This is a genomic window from Pseudochelatococcus contaminans (genome assembly GCF_014195635.1).
GTDB lineage: Bacteria > Pseudomonadota > Alphaproteobacteria > Rhizobiales > Beijerinckiaceae > Pseudochelatococcus > Pseudochelatococcus contaminans.
This window is the reverse complement of record NZ_JACICC010000003.1, coordinates 102479-122470: the sequence shown is the minus strand read 5'-3', so window position 1 is coordinate 122470 and position 19992 is coordinate 102479. Positions and strand designations below refer to the sequence as shown.

The following is a 19992-nucleotide window of genomic DNA, read 5'->3' as shown; positions in this document are numbered from 1 at the left end:
CCCCGTGAAAGCCGCCGATATCATGACCAGAGACGTCATCACCGTCTCGCCGGACGATCTCATCGCCGATGTCATTACATTGATGCTGGACAAGAAAATCAGCGGCCTGCCGGTCGTCGACGCGGAACGCAATCTCATCGGCATCGTCACCGAAGGCGATTTTCTGCGCCGCAGCGAACTGGACACCCGCCGTGAGCGCACGCGCTGGCTGGAGTTCATCCTCGGGCCGGGCAAGGCCGCCGCCGACTTCGTGGAAGCCAATGCCCGCCACGTGCGCGACGTGATGACGCCCAAGCCCTACACGGTGTCGGAATTCACGCCGCTGTTCGAGATCGTCGAGCTTTTCGAGAAGCGCAAGGTCAAGCGCGTTCCCGTCACCGCCAACGGAAAACTGGTCGGCGTGGTCAGCCGCGTGGACCTGTTGCGCGCGCTCGGCAAACATCTCGAACGCCCCTCGCTGGCCAGCGACGACGCTATCCGCGAAAACATCACCAAGGCCATTGCGCGTGAGCCGTGGGCGCCGCCTTACATCCCCGCCCCCGAGGTCGTGGACGGCATCGTCACGTTGCGCGGCACCATCTTCGACGCAACGGTGCGCGAGGCGCTGAAAGTGCTGATCCAGACCGTGCCGGGCGTTAGGGAAGTCCGCGACGAGCTGGTGCTGGTGGAGCCGATGTCCGGCGTGGTCCTCGACCAGCCTGAAGGCCGCAGCGGCCGCGACTGATCGCCAACCGCTCCGGCGATCTTCAAACGAGCCATCCACAGGTGGGGTTGACGCGCGGCTCCTGACAGGGACAGTGACGGCATGTGCCGCCGGTCCGGCGCTTCGGATCGGACGGGCTTGGGTGAACCGGCGTGCCAGCATCGCCGGTTCACGGCATCAGTCTGGAGCCATCATGCCTGTGTCCGCCGCGTTTTTATCCCTGCCCCCTCTGGTGGTCGCCTTTCCCGTCATAGATCCCGTGGCCGTCTCCATCGGGCCGCTGGCGATTCGCTGGTATGCGCTCGCCTATATCGCCGGCCTTGTGGGCGGGTGGTTCTATGCCCGCCGCCTCGTCGCGGCCTCCTCGCTGTGGGGCAATGTCCGGCGGCCGACCGGGGCGGATATCGACGACATGCTGCTCTATGTGGCGCTCGGCGTCATTCTGGGCGGTCGGATCGGCTACATCCTGTTCTACAGTCCGGGCCAGTATCTGGAAGATCCGCTGTCGATTTTCGCCGTATGGCAGGGCGGCATGGCGTTTCACGGCGGGCTGGCGGGCGCGGCCATCGCCATGTTCCTGCTGGCGCGGGCGCGCGGCCTGCTGGTGCTGTCGCTTTTCGATGTGGCGGCGACTGTCGCGCCCATCGGCATCTTCTTCGGCCGCATCGCCAATTTCATCAATGGCGAGTTGTGGGGTCGGCCCGCGCCGGACCTGCCCTTCGCCATGGTTTTTCCGCATGGCGGCCCCTTGCCGCGCCATCCCAGCCAGCTTTACGAGGCCTTTGCCGAGGGGCTGTTGCTGTTCATATTGCTGGCCGTCGTGGTGCGCATTGTCGGCTTCCGCCGCCCCGGCCTGGTTACGGGCGTGTTCGCTGTCGGCTATGCGGTGGCGCGTAGCGTGTGCGAATTTTTCCGCGAGCCTGATCCGCAGCTCGGCTTTCTGTTCGGCACGCAGGTATCGGCGCTGGAAGGCGGCATCACCATGGGCATGGTGTTGAGCCTGCCGCTTCTCATCGCAGGCATCTGGCTGATCGTCAGGGCGCTGTCACGCCAGCCGTCAACGCAGGAGACCGTATCGTGACCCACCCGACCGACGACGCCACTCCCGACGACATCGCGCCAGGCGCTGATGAATCCGCCGACACCCCGCTGGCGCAGGAGCTGAAGACCACCATCGCCGCGAGCGGGCCGATCACCGTCGAACATTTCATGGCGCTATGCCTCGGCCACCCGCGCCACGGCTATTACATGACGCGCGACCCGCTCGGCCTCTCCGGCGACTTCATCACCGCGCCGGAAGTGTCGCAGATGTTCGGCGAGTTGATCGGCCTCTGGGCTGCGGAAGTGTGGCACGCCATGGGCGCGCCCGCGCAAGTGCGCGTCGTCGAACTTGGGCCGGGGCGCGGCACGCTGATGCGGGATTTCCTGCGCGCCGCAAAGGCCGTGCCGGGATTTCGCAATGCCATCGACCTGCATCTGGTCGAAACCAGCCCCGTGCTGCGCAGCTTGCAGGCCACGACGCTGGCGGATTCCGATATCGCGCCGCACTGGCATGACGCCTTCGCGCAGGTGCCCGAAGGGCCGGTGATCGTCATCGCCAATGAGTTCTTCGACTGCCTGCCCGTGCGCCAGTATGTGCGGGCGAACGGCAACTGGCACGAGCGCCTCATCGGCCTCGACGCTTACGAGAACCTTGCCTTCGGCCTCGCACCGGAACCGGAAACCGCCCTCACCCGCGACGCGCCGGACGGCGTGCTGATGGAGTTCCCGGCGAGCCACCTCATCGCCATGCGCCACATCGCGGAGCGTGTAACGCGCGATGGCGGGGCTTTGCTGGCCATCGACTATGGCCACCTGCGCACCGGCTATGGCGAGACGCTGCAAGCCCTGCGCGACCACAGCTTCGTCGGCGTGCTGGAAGCGCCGGGCGAATCGGATGTCACCGTCCATGTCGACTTCGCAGCGCTGGCTCAGGCGGCGCTCATGACAGGCGCGGTGGTGCACGGCCCTGTGTTGCAGGGCGATTTCCTCAACCATCTGGGCATCAACGAGCGCGCTGCAACGTTGAAGGCCCATGCACCGGCCCATGCCGTCGCTATCGACGCCGCGGTCGCGCGCCTCACCGACAGCGACAGCCGGGGCATGGGCAATCTCTTCAAGGTGATGGCCGTGGCCAATCCCGATCTGCCGCTGCTTCCCGGCTTCGGCAGCTATCGCCAACCCGGAGCAGGAGACCAGCCATGATGCACAAAACCGATGCCGTCGCGCCGATCGAAGCGCCTTCGCTGTCCGCGCTCACAGGCGTTCGCCACGGGTTTTTCACCCGTCAAGGCGGCGTATCGGAGGGCATCTACGCTGGTCTCAACGGCGGAGTCGGCTCGGCGGACGCACGCGAGGCCGTGCAGGAAAACCGCCGCCGGATGACCGCCCATTTCGATCTGCCGCCTGAAAGTCTGCTGACGTTGCATCAGGTTCACTCGGCCGACGTCATCATCGTGGAAGAGCCGTTCACGCCTGACGCGCGCCCCATGGCGGATGCCATGGTCACCCGGCGTCCGGACGTGCTGCTCGGCGCGGCCAGTGCGGATTGCGGACCGCTGCTATTCGCCGATGCGGAAGCAGGCGTCATCGGCGCAGCCCATTCCGGCTGGAAAGGCGCGTTTACGGGGGTGCTGGAAGCCACGCTCGACAGCATGGAGCGCCTTGGCGCGCGGCGCGAACGCATTACAGTGGCCCTTGGCCCCACCATCAGCCGGGCCGCCTATGAAGTCGGACCAGAGTTTGTCGACCGCTTCACGCAGGCCGACGCAGCACTGATCCGGTTTTTCTCGCCATCGCCACGCGCCGGGCATGCGTTATTCGATCTGCCAGCCTTCATCGCCGCGCGGGCGCAAGCGGCTGGGGCTGGCACTTTTGAAGATCTCGGCCTGTGCACCTACGCCGACGAAACTCGCTTCTACAGCTACCGCCGCACAACACATCGCGGAGAACCGGATTATGGCCGCCTGATCGCCGCCATCAGACTATTATAGAGTCACTACGAGACCCCCAAATGGAATGAAACAAAGCCGCAAGGCCGGCCAGTCTGGCATTCCCAAGTCGTCGAATATACTCACTGAGTGAACCACCCCATCATAGAACAGCCAGCGCATCGCAAGAATTATCCCCCGTTAATCCTGACATCACGCCGGCCCGAAAAGCCGCAATCTGCGCCGGAATAGCCATATAAATTAAATAGATGCCCAAGAACTCAACCTCCCTTCTTTGAAAAGACAGCAAGTGAAGCGATGGCGACTGAAGAAGCCTATAGCTAAACACTTGCGTTCATGCTATATATATTTGCGTCAGGCATCAGAATTCCAAAGATAGCACTACATTCTTTATAATATTTTGTACAAAATTTCAGCAGGCCAAAGTCATGAATGACAAGCATATTGCCATCTGTCGCAAAAAAGATTTCTTGAAAATAGGTGCGGACGATTCTGTTTTAATGCGCGACATATTTCATATCGTGCAAAATTACCTTGCAGATCTTCTTGATGAGTTCTATGGAGGCGCCGGACTTCATGGCAGGCTTCTGGCTGACTTTGGCCTGACGCCGGATCAGCATACAATAGGCATTGCCTATATCAAGCAGATACAGCTCGTACACTGGCGGAAACTCTTCCTCGACGGCTTCGGGACCGGGTATGAGGAATCTGTCCGCGATATCGTTCAGGCTCGCAACAGGATAGGCCTTGAGCCCTCATCCTATATCGGCAGCTATCTTGTCCTGCTCCGAAGCCTGGCGGCTGTGGTCGGATGTCTGTATGAAAGCCCGCGATATCCCATGCAGGCGAACGAGACTGCCGCACGCATCATCAGCGCGGCATCCCGGGCGATCATGCTGGATATGGACCTGATCATCTCGACCCACTTCGATACCGTGCGAAGCGACTCCGGTCACCAGATCGACAACGGCAGCGACCGTATACGGAACAACGCAGCTCGAACCATCGACAATCTTTCGGGTATTGCGACGCAAGTGGACGAGATTGTCCGATTTATCCACAATCTCGCGGGCGAGACACGGATACTGGCGCTCAAGGCTTCGGTCGACGCAATGAGCGCAGCTCTCGAAAGTCCGGCTGAGACAACGGATGTCGCGGCCCGCATGGCCGAGATCCGACAAGCCTCCAACCGTGTGGTGGCTGGTATCTATGACACGATCGAGGACATCAACGTCCTCACCGATTCAGTGGCGATTTCCATACACGACCGGATAGAAGCTGTTGCGGATGCGATCCGCCTTGCCCGACAACCGGCGGAAGAACAGTCCCTGCCGACATGGGAAAGAGCGAGGGCGCCGGTCATGGAAGCTGGACAGTCCCGCCTTGGTGCATTCGTGGCTGAGTCAGCACGCTTCCGGAGATGACGCTCGAACGGTTCGTGCGATATGTAGATGTTTTCGACGAGACCTACTCGGGAATTCCGTCCACGTCGACGGTACGCCATTGCAGGTTCTGGCCGGCGTCGACGGCAAGGATCTGGCCTGTCACGCCGGTTGCGGTTGCCAGGTAAAGCACCGCTGCGGCAACATCGGCGGGCGACGGGCCGTGTCCCAGCAACGTCGCCGCGCTCTGGCGGGCGAAGTCTTCGGCTGATTGGCGAGGGCCGACGATAATCGGACCGGGCGCGACGGCATTGACGCGGATACGCGGCGCAAGCGCTTGCGCCATGGTGCGCGTGGCAGTTGCCAGCGCACTTTTGGTCAGCGTGTAGGAAAAGAAATGCGGATTGGGCCGCAGCACGCGCTGGTCGAGAATATTGACGATTGCGCCGCGTTGACCCTCCGGCAAGGCGGCTGCGACATCGCGCGCCAGCATGGCCGGCGTTCGCAGATTGATGGCGAACGTTTTTTCCCACAGTTCAAGGCCAAGGTCGGCGACGTCATCCGGCTCGAAGATCGAGGCGTTGTTGACAAGCAGCGTTACCGGCCCAAGCGCCGACACCGCACGTGGAACCAGCGTTCCCACGGCTTCGGCATCGGCCAGATCGGCATCCAGAATGACAGAGCGCGCACCTTTTTCCCGCACAGCCTCGGCCAGTTCCTCCGCCTCGCTGCGCGAATGGCGATAATGGATGGCAACGGCAAATCCTGCTTCGGCAAGCGCACCGACAATAGCACGGCCGATTCGGCGCGCACCGCCGGTGACAAGGGCAACCGATTCGCTCATGCCTTGCTGTCTCCCTCACCGTGTGTTTCGGAAGCGCCGGGCTGCAAAACAGTCGCAACCGGTGGCTCCTCCTGCTGGCGTGCCAGCATACGCCGCTCGATATGCTTGGCGACGCGCAAATAGCGGAAAAAGGCAAAGTTCATCGCTGTCATGAAGCCATAGACCCCCCGCACGATATGCCGGCGGCCGATATAAGCCTTGATGAAAGAGGCCGGAAACTCGACGAACAGGCGAAGAATGGACACCCGCGCGCCGCGCTTGTCGAGGTCAAGGGCGAGAGCATCGGTGTAACTGTTCAGTTTGGCGAGCTGGTCGCCGAGCGAACGCACCGAGAAATGATGAATGACGCCTTTCAGCCGCCGGACCCGGCTTCCCGGCGCGAGCTGGACGCGGTCGTGAACTGTCGACGACGCATAGCGTCCCTTATCCTTGCGGTAGAGACGCACGGGCGCGAGTGCATAGGCCAGGGGATGGGGCGCCTTTTCGCCCGGAAACACCTCGGCGATGCGAATCTCGTAGGCATCGGCATCGGGCTCGCCTTTGCTGAACAGCGCGCGCATCTCTTCGGCGAGATCAGGCGGCACCAGTTCGTCGGCGTCGATGTTCAATAGCCAGAGATGGCGGCACTGGTCCTCGGCGAAGCGCTTTTGCGGGCCATAACCGGGCCAGTCATGATGAATCACCCGTGCGCCCAGTTGCTCGGCCAACGCCTGCGTGCCGTCGGTTGAACCGGAATCGACCACAACGATATCGTCGCTCAATCCGGCCACGGCCGCGATGGTGCGACCCACACGGTCCACCTCGTTGCGGGTGATGATGAAGATGGACAATGGCAGCGGCGATTGCGTCATCGATCCCTAACCTCACACCAAAGACCGATGGGTCTGTTCGCCGGCCCCGACAAGGCCCGCGCGGCGCAAAAATCCATTCATCCTGCGATGCCGATGGCCCGGATACGCCCGGACCGCATCCCTCGCTTTGACACGGCGCGCGGCTCGCCGCAACCCCGCCCGCGCATCGCACGAGCGCCGACACACAAAATGACGGCCAGAAGGGAAGGCTCAGGCACACGTTATACGGTGGTCAAAACCGTCCCCCACTTCCGGTGAAGGGGGCCTTGACCGCAACACTGAAGTATCATTTTTAAGCTGGCATAATAAACATCTTTTCTGACGAACGCATGGAACAATGGATATTTACGTTCTATTATCCATGACGATCAATGGCATAATCCCGCCTTACGCGATTATCGACCGCCCCAATATTGGCAAAAATGACAAAGGCACTGGCGCGTGAAGAGCATCGTGAAAAATTATGCTTTCCACGCAAATGGTTGCGGAAACAGCGCGCGAAAGCTCAGCGTTTCCGCAACTTCGCCAATCGGCCCGAAATCATTGCAGCAACATATTCCCGCCGTTATTGGCGAGGTCGCTGTGGCAAGAAAATCACAGACGGGCGGCGGAAGTTGGGTTATGTATGGGTCAACTTCACGAATGGCTTCCGCCGTTTGATCGAAGAAATAGCTTTTAAGGAGTGAAAGATGAAAAAGGTTCTTCTCGCAGGGGTTGCAGCAGTCAGCCTGGTCGCTTCGGGCGCCGCTTTCGCAGCCGATCTTCCCAGCCGTCAGATCGAGCCGATCGCTCCGGTCGTTGCTCCGATCTTCTCGTGGACCGGTTTCTACGTCGGTGTGAACGCTGGTTACGCTTGGAACAGCAACAACAGCGACCGCGTGTTCAACGGCACGTACTTCGTTAACAGCAGCAACAGCAACGACGGTGGCTTCACCGGCGGTGGCCAGATCGGCTACAACTACCAGTTCGGCCAGTTCGTCGCTGGTGTCGAAGCCGACATCAACTACGCTGATCTGAAGAAGAACAGCAACGTTGCTCTCGCAATCGACCCGAGCGCCGGTTACCTCGGCGCTTCCGACCAGGGCATCGAGTGGTTCGGCACCGTTCGCGCTCGTCTCGGTTTCGCAATCGACCGCGCTCTGATCTACGCCACCGGTGGTTTCGCTTACGGCGGCGGCGGCAACGGCCACGGCTTCTACTACGACGGCTTCTTCTACGAGAACAACCGCAGCACCCGCACGGGCTGGACGCTGGGTGGTGGTCTCGAGTACGCCTTCACCGACAACATCACGGCTCGCGTCGAAGGTCTGTACATCAACCTCGGCAAGGAAGACCGCAACCACTTCCTGCCGACCGCTTACCACAACCGCAACGACACCGAAATCGGTGTGGTCCGCGCTGGTCTGAACTACAAGTTCAACTCGTTCTGATCCCTGAGCTGATCCTTCTCGGATCGGCAAAGATTACCCCGGTGGCGCAAGCCTCCGGGGTTTTTTATTGCCAAGATGCTTTTGCCAAAAACGCGTGGCATGAGCCATCCACCACCAGGCAGTGCTGCCGTGGCCAGATGATATTTCAAGCAGATTCACGGATTCGAATGGGCTTTATTCGCCGGCAAGCCAATCGCAACGAAAGCCCGCATGATCGTCGCGGGCAAGCCGTTCTGCCAGTGCGGGCAACAGCACTTCCGCATCGGCGGCCAACTTCCACGGCGGGTTGATGACCACGAGCCCACAGCCGTTAAGGCGTGAGGGATCGTCGCCTCGGTCGACAAGCAATTCCAGCCGCAGGATTCGCGGCACACCGGAATCGCGCAGGATATCCGCGAGCTGCTCCGTGTGACCGAGATCCTTGATCGGGTACCAGCCAGCGAAGATGCCATTATTCCATTTACGGCGGCCTTCAATCAGCGCATGACCGAGATGGGCCAGTTCGCCCTCCACCTCAAACGGCGGATCGATCAGCACGACGCCGCGCCGCTCCACCGGAGGAATCATGGCCTTGAGCGCCGTCCAGCCGTCCATCTCAAGCACCTTCAACCGGCGGTCGCGAGCGAGATGCCCGGCGAGCGTCACAACATCCGCCGGGTGCTTTTCGACGAAAATGGCCTTGTCCTGAGCGCGCAGGAGCAAACTCGCGATCAGGGGTGAGCCGGGATAGAAGTTATCGCCGAAGCGGAGTTTCACCTCGCGCAAGGCCTCGCGGAAGGGGGCAAGCAACTCTTCGGCTTCGCCATTGAGAGGCGTCTCAAGCCGGCCAATTCCTTCCTGCCATTCCAGCGTCTTTCCAGCCTCGACCCCGCCGAGGTCATACAGACCGATCCCGGCGTGGGTATCGATAACACGGAACGGCGTGTCCTTTTGCCCGAGATGCAACAGGATGCGCGCCAGCAAGGCGTGTTTCATGCAATCGGCAAAATTGCCAGCGTGGTAAGCGTGACGGTAATTCATGGTGCGGGATCAATGGCAGAGTTTTGCCCCATGCTCAACCGTCAACCCATAAAGCCTTTCGGCGCAATATCGGTGTTTCGGCACGCTTTAGCGCGGCGCATCGATGGTGATGTCGCGGGCGCGGCAGCCGTTGCGGTCGACCTCGGGGCATGAGGTGAAGCCAGAGAGATCGCGCTTCAGGCAAAGGCGAACCTCTTTCAGCCTCCCCTGTGCGCATGTGGTTGCGATCATATCGGGCCGCAGGCCGGGGTTTGCAGCGATGAAAGCTCTTTCCACGGCCTCGGGCGAAATGCGCCGTGCCGTGACAAGCCCCTGCAATGCCTGTGGTACCGTGACCATCGAGCGCGCGCGGGCCGTGTCGCGAAAATATGTCTCCGGAGAATTGCCGGAGCAAGTGCCGTGCATGCGCCACTGATGGCGGGCCAACCCTTGCTCGGGAAAGATTCCGGCGGCAAGGCTCATGGCGCGACGGGAAGGGTCACGCGGGATCGAATCGTCGCGCGCTCCGCAGGCGCGCGGATAACCGCGCTCGTACTGCGGCCACAGACCATGCACAACGAAGGTATGGCGCAGACCGGCAGCGCATTGTTGACGCTGGCTGGCGCGACCTTCCGAAGCGCAAAAGCCGGGCGACCATGACAGCGCCAGCACGTAGAAGTCAAAATCGCCAGCGGCGCCACCCTGGCGCGCTTGGGCAGATGCCGGACCGCCCGACATGAGAAGGGCAGCCAGCGCGACCCCCATCAACATGCGCCCCGCCGACAGAGGGGACCATGGCATAAAGGCAGACGCGCGACAGGTCATCGAATCGGTTCGCCCGGACGATCAGGGCAACGCGGCGCGGCAAGCGGGGGCGAAGGCGTAATTGCGATCCAGCCCGACAATGCACCATTCCACGTTGCTGCCGAGGCCGATCGGGCCAAGTGCCTCGCGCACAGAATAATTCACCGTGCGCTTGTAGCCATCTGAAAGATAAGCCTGTGCCGTGCAGAAGCGGCGCGGGATGAACGAATCGCCCCACGGACGGAACGCCACGCTCCGGACGTTATAGAAGCCCTGCACGGTCAGCGGGGAATTCCAGAAATGTGCTTCGCGATGGGCGAACCGGCTCGAAATCGTCCGCAGCACGCCGGGATCGTCACAGGCAGGAATGTTGGCGGAGAAAGGATGAATACGGTCCTCGGCGCGCGGCTGGTTGCCGGGGCTGGTTCTCACTTGCGGGGCGGCATAGCGTCCGTAGTCAGCTGCGATAGCCTGTCCACCTGCCAGACATGCGATGGATACGGCGGCGGCTGCAATGCCATTGGCGATAAACGAACGCATGATAGCTCCCATCCAAAACCCCGAACGCCCTATTCTCGCACCGTTGCAAGCGCGAGACCAGGCGCCGGGATGTGACCGGCCGGACTGTCATCGACCAAGTATTGCCAATAGTGATCGCCTTACTTGCGTCTGAATGCAAGATGCAGATGCTGCATTTCACCCTGCGGACCCAAGACATACACCATAATCGTCGCATTTTGGTTACATCAGGGCCAGCCCCATTCACCCCGTGCAGGCAAAAGCAGTCTGTGTTCAGTGATAGAGTTTAAAGCGCTTGTTCAGAAGATGGTATTGGCGACACGCGCCTGCGCTTCGCTGCGCACGATTACCCCGCTGATGCCCTCGAAGCAGGCGGCTGAACAAGCGGTTTTGAACGCCTCCCCCGCATCGGAAATCAGCGGCAGTGCTGCGATGGCGGGTACGTTGTGACGGCTGGCCGCCAGTACGGTGAGACTGCGTGAAAGTGTGGCGGCATCGTTCAGCCGTTCGCCAAAAGACGACCCCGGCCACTCCCACACCAGCGCCGCGACGCGCTGCGGCAATTGGCTGCCCGCCGTAAACGCCAGCGCACCTGCGGGCAAGCCAATGGTCGGCAGAATCCGCGTGCCGCCGTCGGCAAGGCCAAGCTCCGCCTCACTGACCCGCAGATGCGCGCCGAGTTCCTCGATATCGATGACATTGGCGATGTCCGGCAGGATGATGCCGAAAGGCCGGAACGACATCGCGATTGCAACATCCGCCGCTAGCTGACCGGCCGTCAGGCTGTTGATTCGGGCAAAAACCGGCAGGCGGTCTGGTGCCGCGTCGACGATTGCACGGGCCGCCTCTCCGCCGGTTGCCTTGGGGGCAAGATCGACGATCAGCGCATCGGCCTCGGTGCTGGCAATGGCTTCCGCCGCCGCCGGAGCGTCCAGATACAAGAGTGAGCGCAAGGAAGGGCGGGGAAATTTCTTCATCCGGTCTACTCGAATAGATGCAGGAGGTTCTGCCGCCGCCGCGCGGTTTGTCCTGTATGATGGCGCATTCATTCGTGCGCTGGAGAGGTTCCGCTCGGCCCTTGTCGATATCACAATTGCGTCGGTGGCGGAAAAAATTTGCCTCAGACCACGTACGGTTCTTTTATTGTTACATATTTCCCCCCATATTCGGCACAAAGCTTGGGTAGCGCGATGGCTTCATTCATATATATTGCGCGCTCAAGCCATCTGATCATTCAACCCGTTATCTGAGGTGAGAACCTGATGTCATTGTCCCGCCGAGGCCGCGTTCTGGCCGCTGTAGCCGCCGCCCTGCTTCTGACGGCCGGAATCGCCGAGGCCCGCTCCGGTCGCGGCGGCAGCTTCGGCAGCCGTGGCACGCGCACCCACAGCGCCCCCGCCCCCACCAATACCGCGCCGACTGCCGCGCCGATCCAGCGTTCGACGACGCCGCAGGCCGCGCCCAACGCCGGCCCGCGCGCAGCGCAACCCAACGCGGCTGCTGCGCAGCGGCGCCCCGGTTTCTTCGGCGGCGGCTTCGGCGGCGCGCTGATGGGCGGCTTGCTCGGCGCCGGCCTGTTCGGGCTGTTGTCCGGCTCGGGCCTGTTCGGCGGCATGTCGGGCTTCGGCTCCTTCCTCGGCCTCCTGCTGCAGATCGGCCTGATCGTGCTGCTGGTGCGCTTCGCAATCGGCTGGTTCCGCCGCCGTCAGGAAGCCACCGCCGGTGGCCCGCAGAACTACGCACGTCAGGGCGGCCCTGCCGCCGGCGGCCGTAGCGGCCTGTCGGGTCTGGGTCTCGGCGGCGCGGCAGGTGCTGGTGCAGCGGCCGGCTCACGTCCCCAGGCAGCCGCCTCGCAGCCGATCAACATAGCGGATGCCGATTACGCGGCTTTCGAGCGCCTGCTCTACCAGACTCAGGATGCTTACTCGCGCGAAGACTTCTCAGCCCTGCGCCGCTTCGCGACCCCCGAGGTTGCGTCGTACTTCACCGAAGAGCTGACTGACAACGCCTCGAAGGGCGTCGTCAACCGCGTGTCGGACGTCAACTTCCTGCAGGGCGATCTGGCTGAAGCGTGGAGCGAAGGCAACACCGAATATGCGACCGTGGCGATGAAGTTCTCGCTGCGTGATACCACCTTCGACCGCGCGACCAACGCTGTCGTCGACGGCGATCCGTCCACCCCGATCACTGTGACGGAAATCTGGACGTTCCGCCGCGCGCGTGGCGGCGAGTGGCTCGTATCCGCGATCCAGCAGGCATAAACGCTGCCAGCTTCCAAACGGTTTGCATCGAACAAAAGCGGCGGATCATCTCCGCCGCTTTTCATTTGCCGCAATGGCGGCGCCACAGATTCTCTATGTCGCCGCAACTTGCGTTACGACGACGGCTTGCTGCGCGTGCGCTTTTTCTTGGTCGGTTTGCCCGGCCAGCCGCCGGTGGAGCGGGGCTTGTAATCTTCCGCGCCAAGCGGAGCCGTTTCCCGCCCAGGCCCCATCTCGTCGAGGGTCGGCTTGCGGGCGCGCCCGGCGCTCTCCGGCGGCAGATTGCCCGCTGCGCCATATTTACGCGTGCCGGCGTAACTCCCCGCGCGATCCTCCACCTGCTCCTGGCGTGCCAGCGGATCGTCGGCGATGGCAAGCTCCGTGGCTTGCAAACGCCTGATCTCGTCGCGCAGGCGGGCGGCGGTTTCGAAGTCCAGATCGGCGGCCGCCGCACGCATGCGCTTGTCGAGGTCCGCCAGAACGGTTTTCAGGTTGTGGCCAACCGCCGACTTCTCCGTCATGCCGGTATCGACGGTGACGTGATCGCGCTCGTAGACGGATTCGAGGATGTCGCCGATGCGCTTGCGCACGCTCTGCGGCGTGATGCCGTTTTCCTCGTTGTAGGCAAGCTGCCGGTCACGGCGGCGGTTGGTCTCCGCCATGGCGCGCTCAAGACTGCCGGTCACTTTATCAGCATAGCAGATGACGCGCCCGTCGGCATTCCGCGCGGCGCGGCCGATGGTCTGCACCAGCGACGTTTCCGAGCGCAGGAAGCCTTCCTTGTCAGCGTCCAGAATCGCGACCAGCGCGCATTCGGGAATGTCGAGGCCCTCGCGCAGCAGGTTGATGCCGATCAGCACGTCGAATGCGCCCAGACGCAGATCGCGGATGATCTCGATCCGCTCCAGCGTGTCGATGTCCGAGTGCATATAGCGCACCCGCACGCCGTTTTCGTGCAAGTATTCCGTCAGATCCTCGGCCATGCGCTTGGTGAGCACCGTGACCAGCGATCTGTAGCCGCGCGCCGCCGTTTCACGCACCTCGCCGAGCAGATCGTCAACCTGCGCGCGGGCCGGGCGAATCTCCACCGGCGGATCGACAAGGCCCGTGGGCCGGATGACCTGCTCCACGAACACGCCGCCGGTGCGGTCCAGCTCCCACCTGCCGGGCGTTGCCGATACGTGGATGGACTGGGGCCGCATGGCGTCCCATTCCTCGAAACGCAGCGGGCGGTTGTCCATGCACGAGGGCAGGCGGAAGCCATATTCCGCCAGCGTCGCCTTGCGGCGAAAGTCGCCCTTGTACATGGCGCCGATCTGCGGAACCGTGACGTGGCTCTCGTCCGTGAAGACGATGGCGTTGTCGGGCAGGTATTCGAACAGGGTCGGCGGCGGCTCACCGGGCCTGCGACCCGTGAGGTAGCGCGAGTAGTTCTCGATACCGGCGCACGACCCCGTCGCTTCCATCATTTCCATATCGAAAACAGTGCGCTGTTCCAGCCGCTGCGCTTCCAGCAACCGGCCCATGCGGACCAGTTCATCGACGCGCACGCGCATTTCTTCCTTGATGCCCTTGATCGATTGCAGCAGCGTCGGACGGGGCGTCACGTAGTGCGAGTTGGCGTAAAGCTTGACGAAACCGAGATCGGCGGTCTTCTGGCCGGTCAGCGGATCGAATTCGGCAATGGATTCCACCTCGTCACCGAACAGCGAGATGCGCCACGCGCGATCCTCATAGTGAGCCGGAAACACCTCGATGACATCGCCGCGCACGCGGAACGTGCCGCGGGTGAAATCGCCGCCGGTGCGCTTGTATTGCAGGGCCACCAGATCGGCGATGAGCTGGCGCTGCTCGATGCGCTCTTCCACCTTCACCGAAAACGTCATGGCCGTATAGGTCTCGACGGAGCCGATACCGTAGATGCACGACACCGACGCCACGATGATCACATCGTCGCGCTCAAGCAGCGAACGCGTGGCCGCATGGCGCATCCGGTCGATCTGCTCGTTGATCGACGATTCCTTTTCGATATACGTATCGGAACGCGGAACGTAGGCTTCCGGCTGATAGTAATCATAGTACGAAACGAAGTATTCGACGGCGTTGTCCGGGAAGAAGCTCTTGAACTCGCCGTAAAGCTGGGCGGCCAGCGTCTTGTTGGGAGCCAGGATCAGCGCCGGGCGCTGGGTCTGCTCGATCACCTTTGCCATGGTGAAGGTTTTGCCGGAGCCGGTAACGCCGAGCAAAACCTGATCGCGCTCGCTGTCGCGCACGCCCTGCACCAGCTCGGCAATGGCCGTCGGCTGATCGCCTGCCGGCTCGAAATCCGATTGCATGCGGAAGCTGATGCCGCCTTCGGACTTGTCCGGCCGCTCAGGCCGGTGCGGCGTCCAGATCGTGTCGCCCTTGATGAACGGGTTGCCGCTCTCCAGCAACTGCGTCAGCGCCTCGACCGTGGCCGACACGCCGGAACCGGGTATCGCATGGGAGGCGGTTAAATCCTTGCCGCGCCGGTGCACCGGCTTGCGCGGCGCGTCTGCCTCGCCGTCGAGAGCGAATTTTGCCGACAGATCGGGATCGGAAAACGGTTCGCCGTCGATGCGGTAACCGGCCTGCGGCGCTTCCGAAAGGCCGCGCTTCTCGTTGAGGGCCGGGTTCAGCAGTTCGGCCAGAAAGGGATCGAGCGGGGTCACCAGCGGCTTCGACGCTTTTCCGGCAGCGCCGGCACGTTTGCGCGCCGTGCCCGTCGCGGAAGACGCAGGTTTTTTAGGTGTGTTCGCCATGGTGCGAATATGGTCCTGTTCACGCCGCGTGCAAAGAGCGTCGATGTTGCAATCAACCGCGCGCCGGTCGATTTTTGAAACTATCACATTAAAACGGCGACTCGGCCCGATGGTTCGCCATCCATCCGGCGATATCACCACCAAGTGGCCCAGCCCGGACGTGCCGGCAACATCTCTGACTTCGCAATTGCAATATTTGATGAAACACTGTCATCTGAATTGACGCAAGCTGTGCAATATTCCGGCGCATTGCTTGATTTCGAGGGGTTTTGACCATGGTTGATCTGTCCAACAAACATGCACTGGTAGTCGGCGTTGCGAATGAACATTCGATCGCCTGGGGCGTGGCCAAGGCCCTTCACGAGGCTGGCGCACAGGTCGCGCTGACCTACCTCAACGAAAAAGCCAAGCCCTATGTCGAGCCGCTGGCGAAATCCATCGATGCGCCGATCTTCCTGCCGCTCGATGTGCGCAGCGAGGAAGAGACCGATGCGCTGTTCGCCGCCATCACCGAAAAGTGGGGCAAGCTCGACACGCTGGTTCACTCCATCGCCTTCGCTCCCATCGCGGATCTGCACGGCCGCGTCGTCGATTCCTCGCTGGAAGGCATGCAGGTCGCCATCGACATTTCGGTGCACTCGTTCATCCGCCTGCTCAAGCGCTCCGAGCCGCTGTTCAAGGACGGCGGTTCGGCAATGACCATGAGCTACTACGGCGCCGACAAGGTCGTCGAGCATTACAACCTGATGGGCCCGGTCAAGGCCGCGCTGGAAGCCACCACGCGCCAGCTCGCCGCCGAACTGGGTGAGAAGAACGTCACCGTGAACACGCTGTCGCCCGGCCCCATGCTGACCCGCGCGGCCTCGGGCATCGGCGATTTCGACGAACTGCTGGAACGCGCCGTGAAGTATGCGCCGCTGCGCCGCCTCGCCACCCCGGACGACGTTGGCAGCATCGCCGCCTTCCTCGCTTCCGACCGCGCCCGCAACATCACGGGCCAGCTCATCTACATCGACGCCGGCTACAGCATCATCGGCTGAACCGAGAGCAAACGACGGCCGGCGCACGAGGCGGCGGCCGTCTGGCTTCTAACTGTTGACTTATCTTCCGACTGTTGACTCTTTCGGACTGTTGACTCTTCCGACTGTTGACTTGGAACCCTGTTTCGCCATACCGGCAAGGGAGGCTTCATATACTGGGCTTCCCTACCGTCGCAAAACAGGACATCCCATGACAACCCGCTACGATGTGCTCGGAATAGGCAATGCGATCGTTGACGTCATCTCCCGCGAGGACGATGACTTCCTGGTCGCGCAGAACCTCGTCAAAGGCTCCATGCAACTCATCGACGAGGCGCGCGCCCGGCAATTGTTCGATGCCATGGGCCCGGCGACGCACACCTCGGGCGGCAGCGCCGCCAACACCGTCGCGGGTCTGGCCTCACTGGGCGCAAAGCCCGCCTTCATCGGCAAGGTGAAGGACGATGAAGCCGGCGCACGTTTCGCCCACGACATCCGCTCGCTCGACGTGGCCTTCCCCACCGCATTCGCCAAGGATGGACCGGCCACCGCCATGTGCCTGATCGCCGTGACGCCGGATGGCGAGCGCACGATGAGCACGTATCTGGGCGCAAGCCAGCATCTAGATGCCGAGGACATCGACCGCGAGACTGTCGAGGCAGCAGCCATTACCTATCTCGAAGGCTATCTGTGGGATCCGGCGCAGGCGAAGGAAGCGTTCGTCAAAGCCGCGCGCATCGCCCACGGCGCCGACCGGCTGGTGGCGCTGACGCTATCCGACTCGTTCTGCGTGGAACGTTACCGCGAAGAATTCATCAGCCTGCTGCGTACGCAGACGGTCGACATCGTGTTCGCCAACGAGGCCGAGTTGAAGAGCCGGTACGAAACCTCCGACTTCGATGCCGCCGTCACAGCGCTGCGCGAGGAGACCGTGCTCGGGGTGGTGACGCGGTCGGAAAAGGGCGCGCTGGTCGTGACCCGTGAGGAATCGCTGGCCGTTCCCGCGAGCCCGATTCACAGCATCGTCGATTCCACCGGTGCGGGCGATCTGTTCGCCGCCGGCTTCCTGTATGGCCTGTCACACGATCTCGACGTGCGCACCGCCGCGCATCATGGATCGCTGGCCGCCGCGCACATCATCCAGCAGGTCGGTGCGAGGCCGCAGAAAAACCTGCGCCAGCATGCCATCGATAACGGGCTTGCCGTCTCTGCCGAGTAACGGCTTCATCACGACGGCTTCACCATGTTGTGTCATTGACCGCAGCCGGGGCGACGTTCACGATAATGTCGTCGCTGGCGCACCGGATGGCGAAGACGCTCGCGAATGTTGGTATAAGGCAGGCGAATCACCCGCACGGGCGCGGCGTATTTCCGCGGCGCTCTGATGGGCGGCTGCCTCGTTGTTTCAGGTCGCGGGATCGGACATCGTCCGGCGCGGCGCATCTCAGGACATGATCCCATGCCAGGATATAACTCCATGCGTGCCTTCGGTTGGCTTCGTCCCGCCCTGCTCGCCGGCGCGCTGGCGCTGACAACTCCCGCCGTCGCGGCAGAGATTCCAGCCGAACAGCGCTCACAGATCGAAGGCGTGGTCCGGGACTATCTGGTGAATAACCCCGAGGTGCTGAAGGAAGCGCTGGCCGCGCTCGAAGCGCATCAGGAGACGCAGGAGCGCGCCGCGGTGGCGCAGGCAGTGAAGGAGATGACCGCCGGCGATATTCCGGGCATCGTCGTCGGCAACCCGGACGGCGACATTACGCTGGTGGAGTTCTTCGACTACAACTGCGGCTATTGCAAACGGGCGCTGGGCGATATCGAGGCGCTGGTCAAAGCTGATTCGCGGCTGCGTTTCGTGCTGGTGGATTTCCCGATCCTGCGGCAGGAATCGGTGGATGCGGCGCTGGTCAGCATCGCTGCCTCAAAACAGTTGCAGGGTGACAAGCTGTTCCGCTTCCACGCCGATCTTCTGTCGCAGCAGGGCGTCGTCGGCAAGCCGCAGGCGCTGGCGGCTGCCAAGGCCAGCGGCGTCGACATGGCGCAGCTTGAGAGGGACATTGCTTCCGACGCCGTGCGGCAGGTGCTGGCGGGCACGTTGGAGACCGGCGAGAAGCTGGGGATTTCCGGCACGCCGAGCTTTGTCGTCGGCGACGGCGTTCTGCCCGGTGCGGTCGGGGTGGACACGCTCAAAACCGTGGTCGCGTCCGTGCGCCAGTGCGGCAAGGTGACCTGCTGAGCCCGCTCGCCAGAGGAAACGCGCCGGGATCTTCCGGCGTGATAACCTTTGCGAAACGACGTTTCGAGACTTCCCCTGCGCGCCGCATCGCGTTAAGAGGGAAAATTAACCTGAAATGATGGATCGTGCTCCGGCACGCGTCCGCGTGGTCATTTATCGTGTTCGCCACTGAAGGGACAGGCATTCGCCGAATGGTCGCAGTCCATATCCTCAACGGCCCCAACCTCAACCTGCTCGGGCAGCGGGAGCCGGCGATCTATGGCAGCCTGACGCTCGCGGACATCGAGACGCGTTTGCGCGACAAGGCCGCGACACTGGGACGCAATGCCGGCGTTGCCGTCGATCTCGCCTTTGCCCAGACGAATATCGAGGGGGAACTGGTGACGCTGGTGCAACGCGCCGGGCTGGAGGGCGCGGGCGTCATCCTGAACGCCGGTGCATACACGCACACGTCCATCGCCCTGCGTGACGCGATCGCCGGGGCGGGAGCGCTGGTCGTCGAGGTTCACCTGTCGAACGTGCACGCGCGGGAGCAATTTCGCCATCATTCCATGATTGCTGCTGTAGCGCATGGCGTTATCAGCGGTTTCGGCGCTACCGGCTACGAGCTTGCTTTGGAAGCTATTGTTCCGTTACTGCAAGGCCGGCAGCAGGACCGGCGCCAGAACGCACCCACGGGTGCGAGAACCAATGATTGAAGAAAGCATGGCCAAAATCAGTCCCATCGATCCGGATCTCGTCAGGGATCTCGCAGAACTCATCGCCCAGACCGACCTGACCGAGATCGAAGTCGCCAAGGGTGACTTGCGCATTCGCGTGGCCCGTAACATCACTGCCACCGTGGTCGCAGCGCCTGTTGCGGCAGCGCCTGCCGCCGCGCCGGCTGCGGTCGCGCTGGCATCGGCCCCCATACAGACCGCGGTGTCGCCGATCGACAATCCCGGCGCTGTCACCTCGCCGATGGTGGGCACTGCCTATCGCCGCCCCTCGCCGGACGCCAAGCCGTTCATCGAGGTGGGATCGAAGGTGCAGGCCGGCGACAAGCTGCTGCTGGTGGAAGCGATGAAGACTTTCAACGATATCGTCGCGCCGCGTTCGGGCACGGTTACCGCCGTGCTGGTGGAAGATGGGCAGCCGGTCGAGTACGGCGAGCCGCTGCTGGTTATCGAGTAAT

At 62.5% G+C, this 19992-nt stretch carries 20 protein-coding genes; 13 read left to right on the top strand and 7 right to left on the bottom strand.

The genetic code is table 11. The features are described 5' to 3' along the window. Positions 1-4 precede the first annotated feature (4 nt). The 5 genes from FHS81_RS07120 (at position 5) to FHS81_RS07100 (ending at position 5117) form a co-directional block, all read left to right on the top strand. Complete coding sequence (locus tag FHS81_RS07120) at positions 5-724, top strand: CBS domain-containing protein (protein WP_183751412.1); 720 nt, start codon at positions 5-7, stop codon at positions 722-724. Positions 725-923: 199 nt separating this feature from the next. Further along, complete coding sequence (gene lgt, locus FHS81_RS07115; protein WP_183751966.1) at positions 924-1784, top strand: prolipoprotein diacylglyceryl transferase; 861 nt, start codon at positions 924-926, stop codon at positions 1782-1784. Further along, a complete protein-coding gene (locus FHS81_RS07110) occupies positions 1781-2947 on the top strand; it encodes a class I SAM-dependent methyltransferase (RefSeq protein WP_343052446.1) in 1167 nt (388 codons plus the stop codon). Before lgt ends, FHS81_RS07110 begins: the two co-directional genes overlap by 4 nt. After that, entirely contained in the window at positions 2947-3735 is a 789-nt protein-coding gene (pgeF, locus tag FHS81_RS07105; protein ID WP_183751962.1) for a peptidoglycan editing factor PgeF, read from the top strand. The genes FHS81_RS07110 and pgeF overlap by 1 nt, the downstream gene beginning before the upstream one ends. Before the next feature lie 386 nt (positions 3736-4121). Next, the gene (locus FHS81_RS07100; protein WP_281374420.1) at positions 4122-5117 is read left to right on the top strand and encodes a protoglobin domain-containing protein; all 996 of its coding nucleotides are present in this window, start codon (positions 4122-4124) and stop codon (positions 5115-5117) included. 43 nt (positions 5118-5160) lie between these two features. Here FHS81_RS07100 and FHS81_RS07095 read toward each other — a convergent pair whose 3' ends face one another. Next, positions 5161-5919 (bottom strand): SDR family oxidoreductase, encoded by a 759-nt coding sequence (locus tag FHS81_RS07095; protein WP_183751408.1) that lies wholly within the window; start codon positions 5917-5919, stop codon positions 5161-5163. After that, positions 5916-6770: a glycosyltransferase family 2 protein gene (locus tag FHS81_RS07090; protein ID WP_183751406.1), complete on the bottom strand. Its 855-nt coding sequence runs from the start codon at positions 6768-6770 to the stop codon at positions 5916-5918. Before FHS81_RS07090 ends, FHS81_RS07095 begins: the two co-directional genes overlap by 4 nt. Before the next feature lie 422 nt (positions 6771-7192). Between FHS81_RS07090 and FHS81_RS07085 the strand changes: the two genes are divergently transcribed. Next, entirely contained in the window at positions 7193-7456 is a 264-nt protein-coding gene (locus FHS81_RS07085; RefSeq protein ID WP_183751404.1) for a hypothetical protein, read from the top strand. A 3-nt stretch (positions 7457-7459) separates the two neighbouring features. After that, positions 7460-8200 carry an outer membrane protein gene (locus tag FHS81_RS07080; protein ID WP_183751402.1) on the top strand — a complete coding sequence of 247 codons (741 nt, stop codon included), beginning with the start codon at positions 7460-7462 and terminating at the stop codon, positions 8198-8200. A 174-nt stretch (positions 8201-8374) separates the two neighbouring features. On the opposite strand, the gene FHS81_RS07075 is transcribed toward FHS81_RS07080, so the two are convergent. From FHS81_RS07075 to FHS81_RS07060, 4 genes are all read right to left on the bottom strand, one after another. Further along, complete coding sequence (locus FHS81_RS07075) at positions 8375-9220, bottom strand: 23S rRNA (adenine(2030)-N(6))-methyltransferase RlmJ (RefSeq protein WP_183751400.1); 846 nt, start codon at positions 9218-9220, stop codon at positions 8375-8377. A gap of 87 nt (positions 9221-9307) precedes the next feature. Continuing rightward, positions 9308-9970 carry a ribonuclease T2 family protein gene (locus tag FHS81_RS07070; protein WP_183751398.1) on the bottom strand — a complete coding sequence of 221 codons (663 nt, stop codon included), beginning with the start codon at positions 9968-9970 and terminating at the stop codon, positions 9308-9310. Positions 9971-10045: 75 nt separating this feature from the next. Then, the gene (locus FHS81_RS07065) at positions 10046-10543 is read right to left on the bottom strand and encodes a hypothetical protein (RefSeq protein ID WP_183751396.1); all 498 of its coding nucleotides are present in this window, start codon (positions 10541-10543) and stop codon (positions 10046-10048) included. A gap of 278 nt (positions 10544-10821) precedes the next feature. After that, positions 10822-11499: a hypothetical protein gene (locus tag FHS81_RS07060; RefSeq protein ID WP_183751394.1), complete on the bottom strand. Its 678-nt coding sequence runs from the start codon at positions 11497-11499 to the stop codon at positions 10822-10824. A 285-nt stretch (positions 11500-11784) separates the two neighbouring features. On the opposite strand from FHS81_RS07060, the gene FHS81_RS07055 reads away from it, so the two are divergent. Next, the gene (locus tag FHS81_RS07055) at positions 11785-12783 is read left to right on the top strand and encodes a TIM44-like domain-containing protein (protein ID WP_183751392.1); all 999 of its coding nucleotides are present in this window, start codon (positions 11785-11787) and stop codon (positions 12781-12783) included. A 113-nt stretch (positions 12784-12896) separates the two neighbouring features. Here the strand turns inward: FHS81_RS07055 and uvrB are convergent, their stop codons facing one another. Beyond that, entirely contained in the window at positions 12897-15566 is a 2670-nt protein-coding gene (gene uvrB / locus FHS81_RS07050; RefSeq protein WP_183751391.1) for an excinuclease ABC subunit UvrB, read from the bottom strand. 275 nt (positions 15567-15841) lie between these two features. Here uvrB and fabI point away from each other — a divergent pair, with 275 nt between their 5' ends. The 5 genes from fabI to accB all read left to right on the top strand — a co-directional run bounded on the left by fabI (position 15842) and on the right by accB (position 19991). Continuing rightward, positions 15842-16606 (top strand): enoyl-ACP reductase FabI, encoded by a 765-nt coding sequence (fabI, locus tag FHS81_RS07045; protein WP_183751390.1) that lies wholly within the window; start codon positions 15842-15844, stop codon positions 16604-16606. A 190-nt stretch (positions 16607-16796) separates the two neighbouring features. Continuing rightward, complete coding sequence (locus tag FHS81_RS07040) at positions 16797-17804, top strand: adenosine kinase (protein ID WP_183751389.1); 1008 nt, start codon at positions 16797-16799, stop codon at positions 17802-17804. 258 nt (positions 17805-18062) lie between these two features. Continuing rightward, positions 18063-18818, top strand: a complete 756-nt coding sequence (locus tag FHS81_RS07035; protein WP_183751388.1) for a DsbA family protein — start codon at positions 18063-18065, stop codon at positions 18816-18818. Between the two features lie 191 nt (positions 18819-19009). Further along, positions 19010-19516: a type II 3-dehydroquinate dehydratase gene (gene aroQ / locus FHS81_RS07030; protein WP_183751387.1), complete on the top strand. Its 507-nt coding sequence runs from the start codon at positions 19010-19012 to the stop codon at positions 19514-19516. Positions 19517-19523: 7 nt separating this feature from the next. Continuing rightward, positions 19524-19991 carry an acetyl-CoA carboxylase biotin carboxyl carrier protein gene (gene accB, locus FHS81_RS07025; protein ID WP_183751386.1) on the top strand — a complete coding sequence of 156 codons (468 nt, stop codon included), beginning with the start codon at positions 19524-19526 and terminating at the stop codon, positions 19989-19991. The last annotated feature ends 1 nt before the right edge of the window (position 19992 follow it).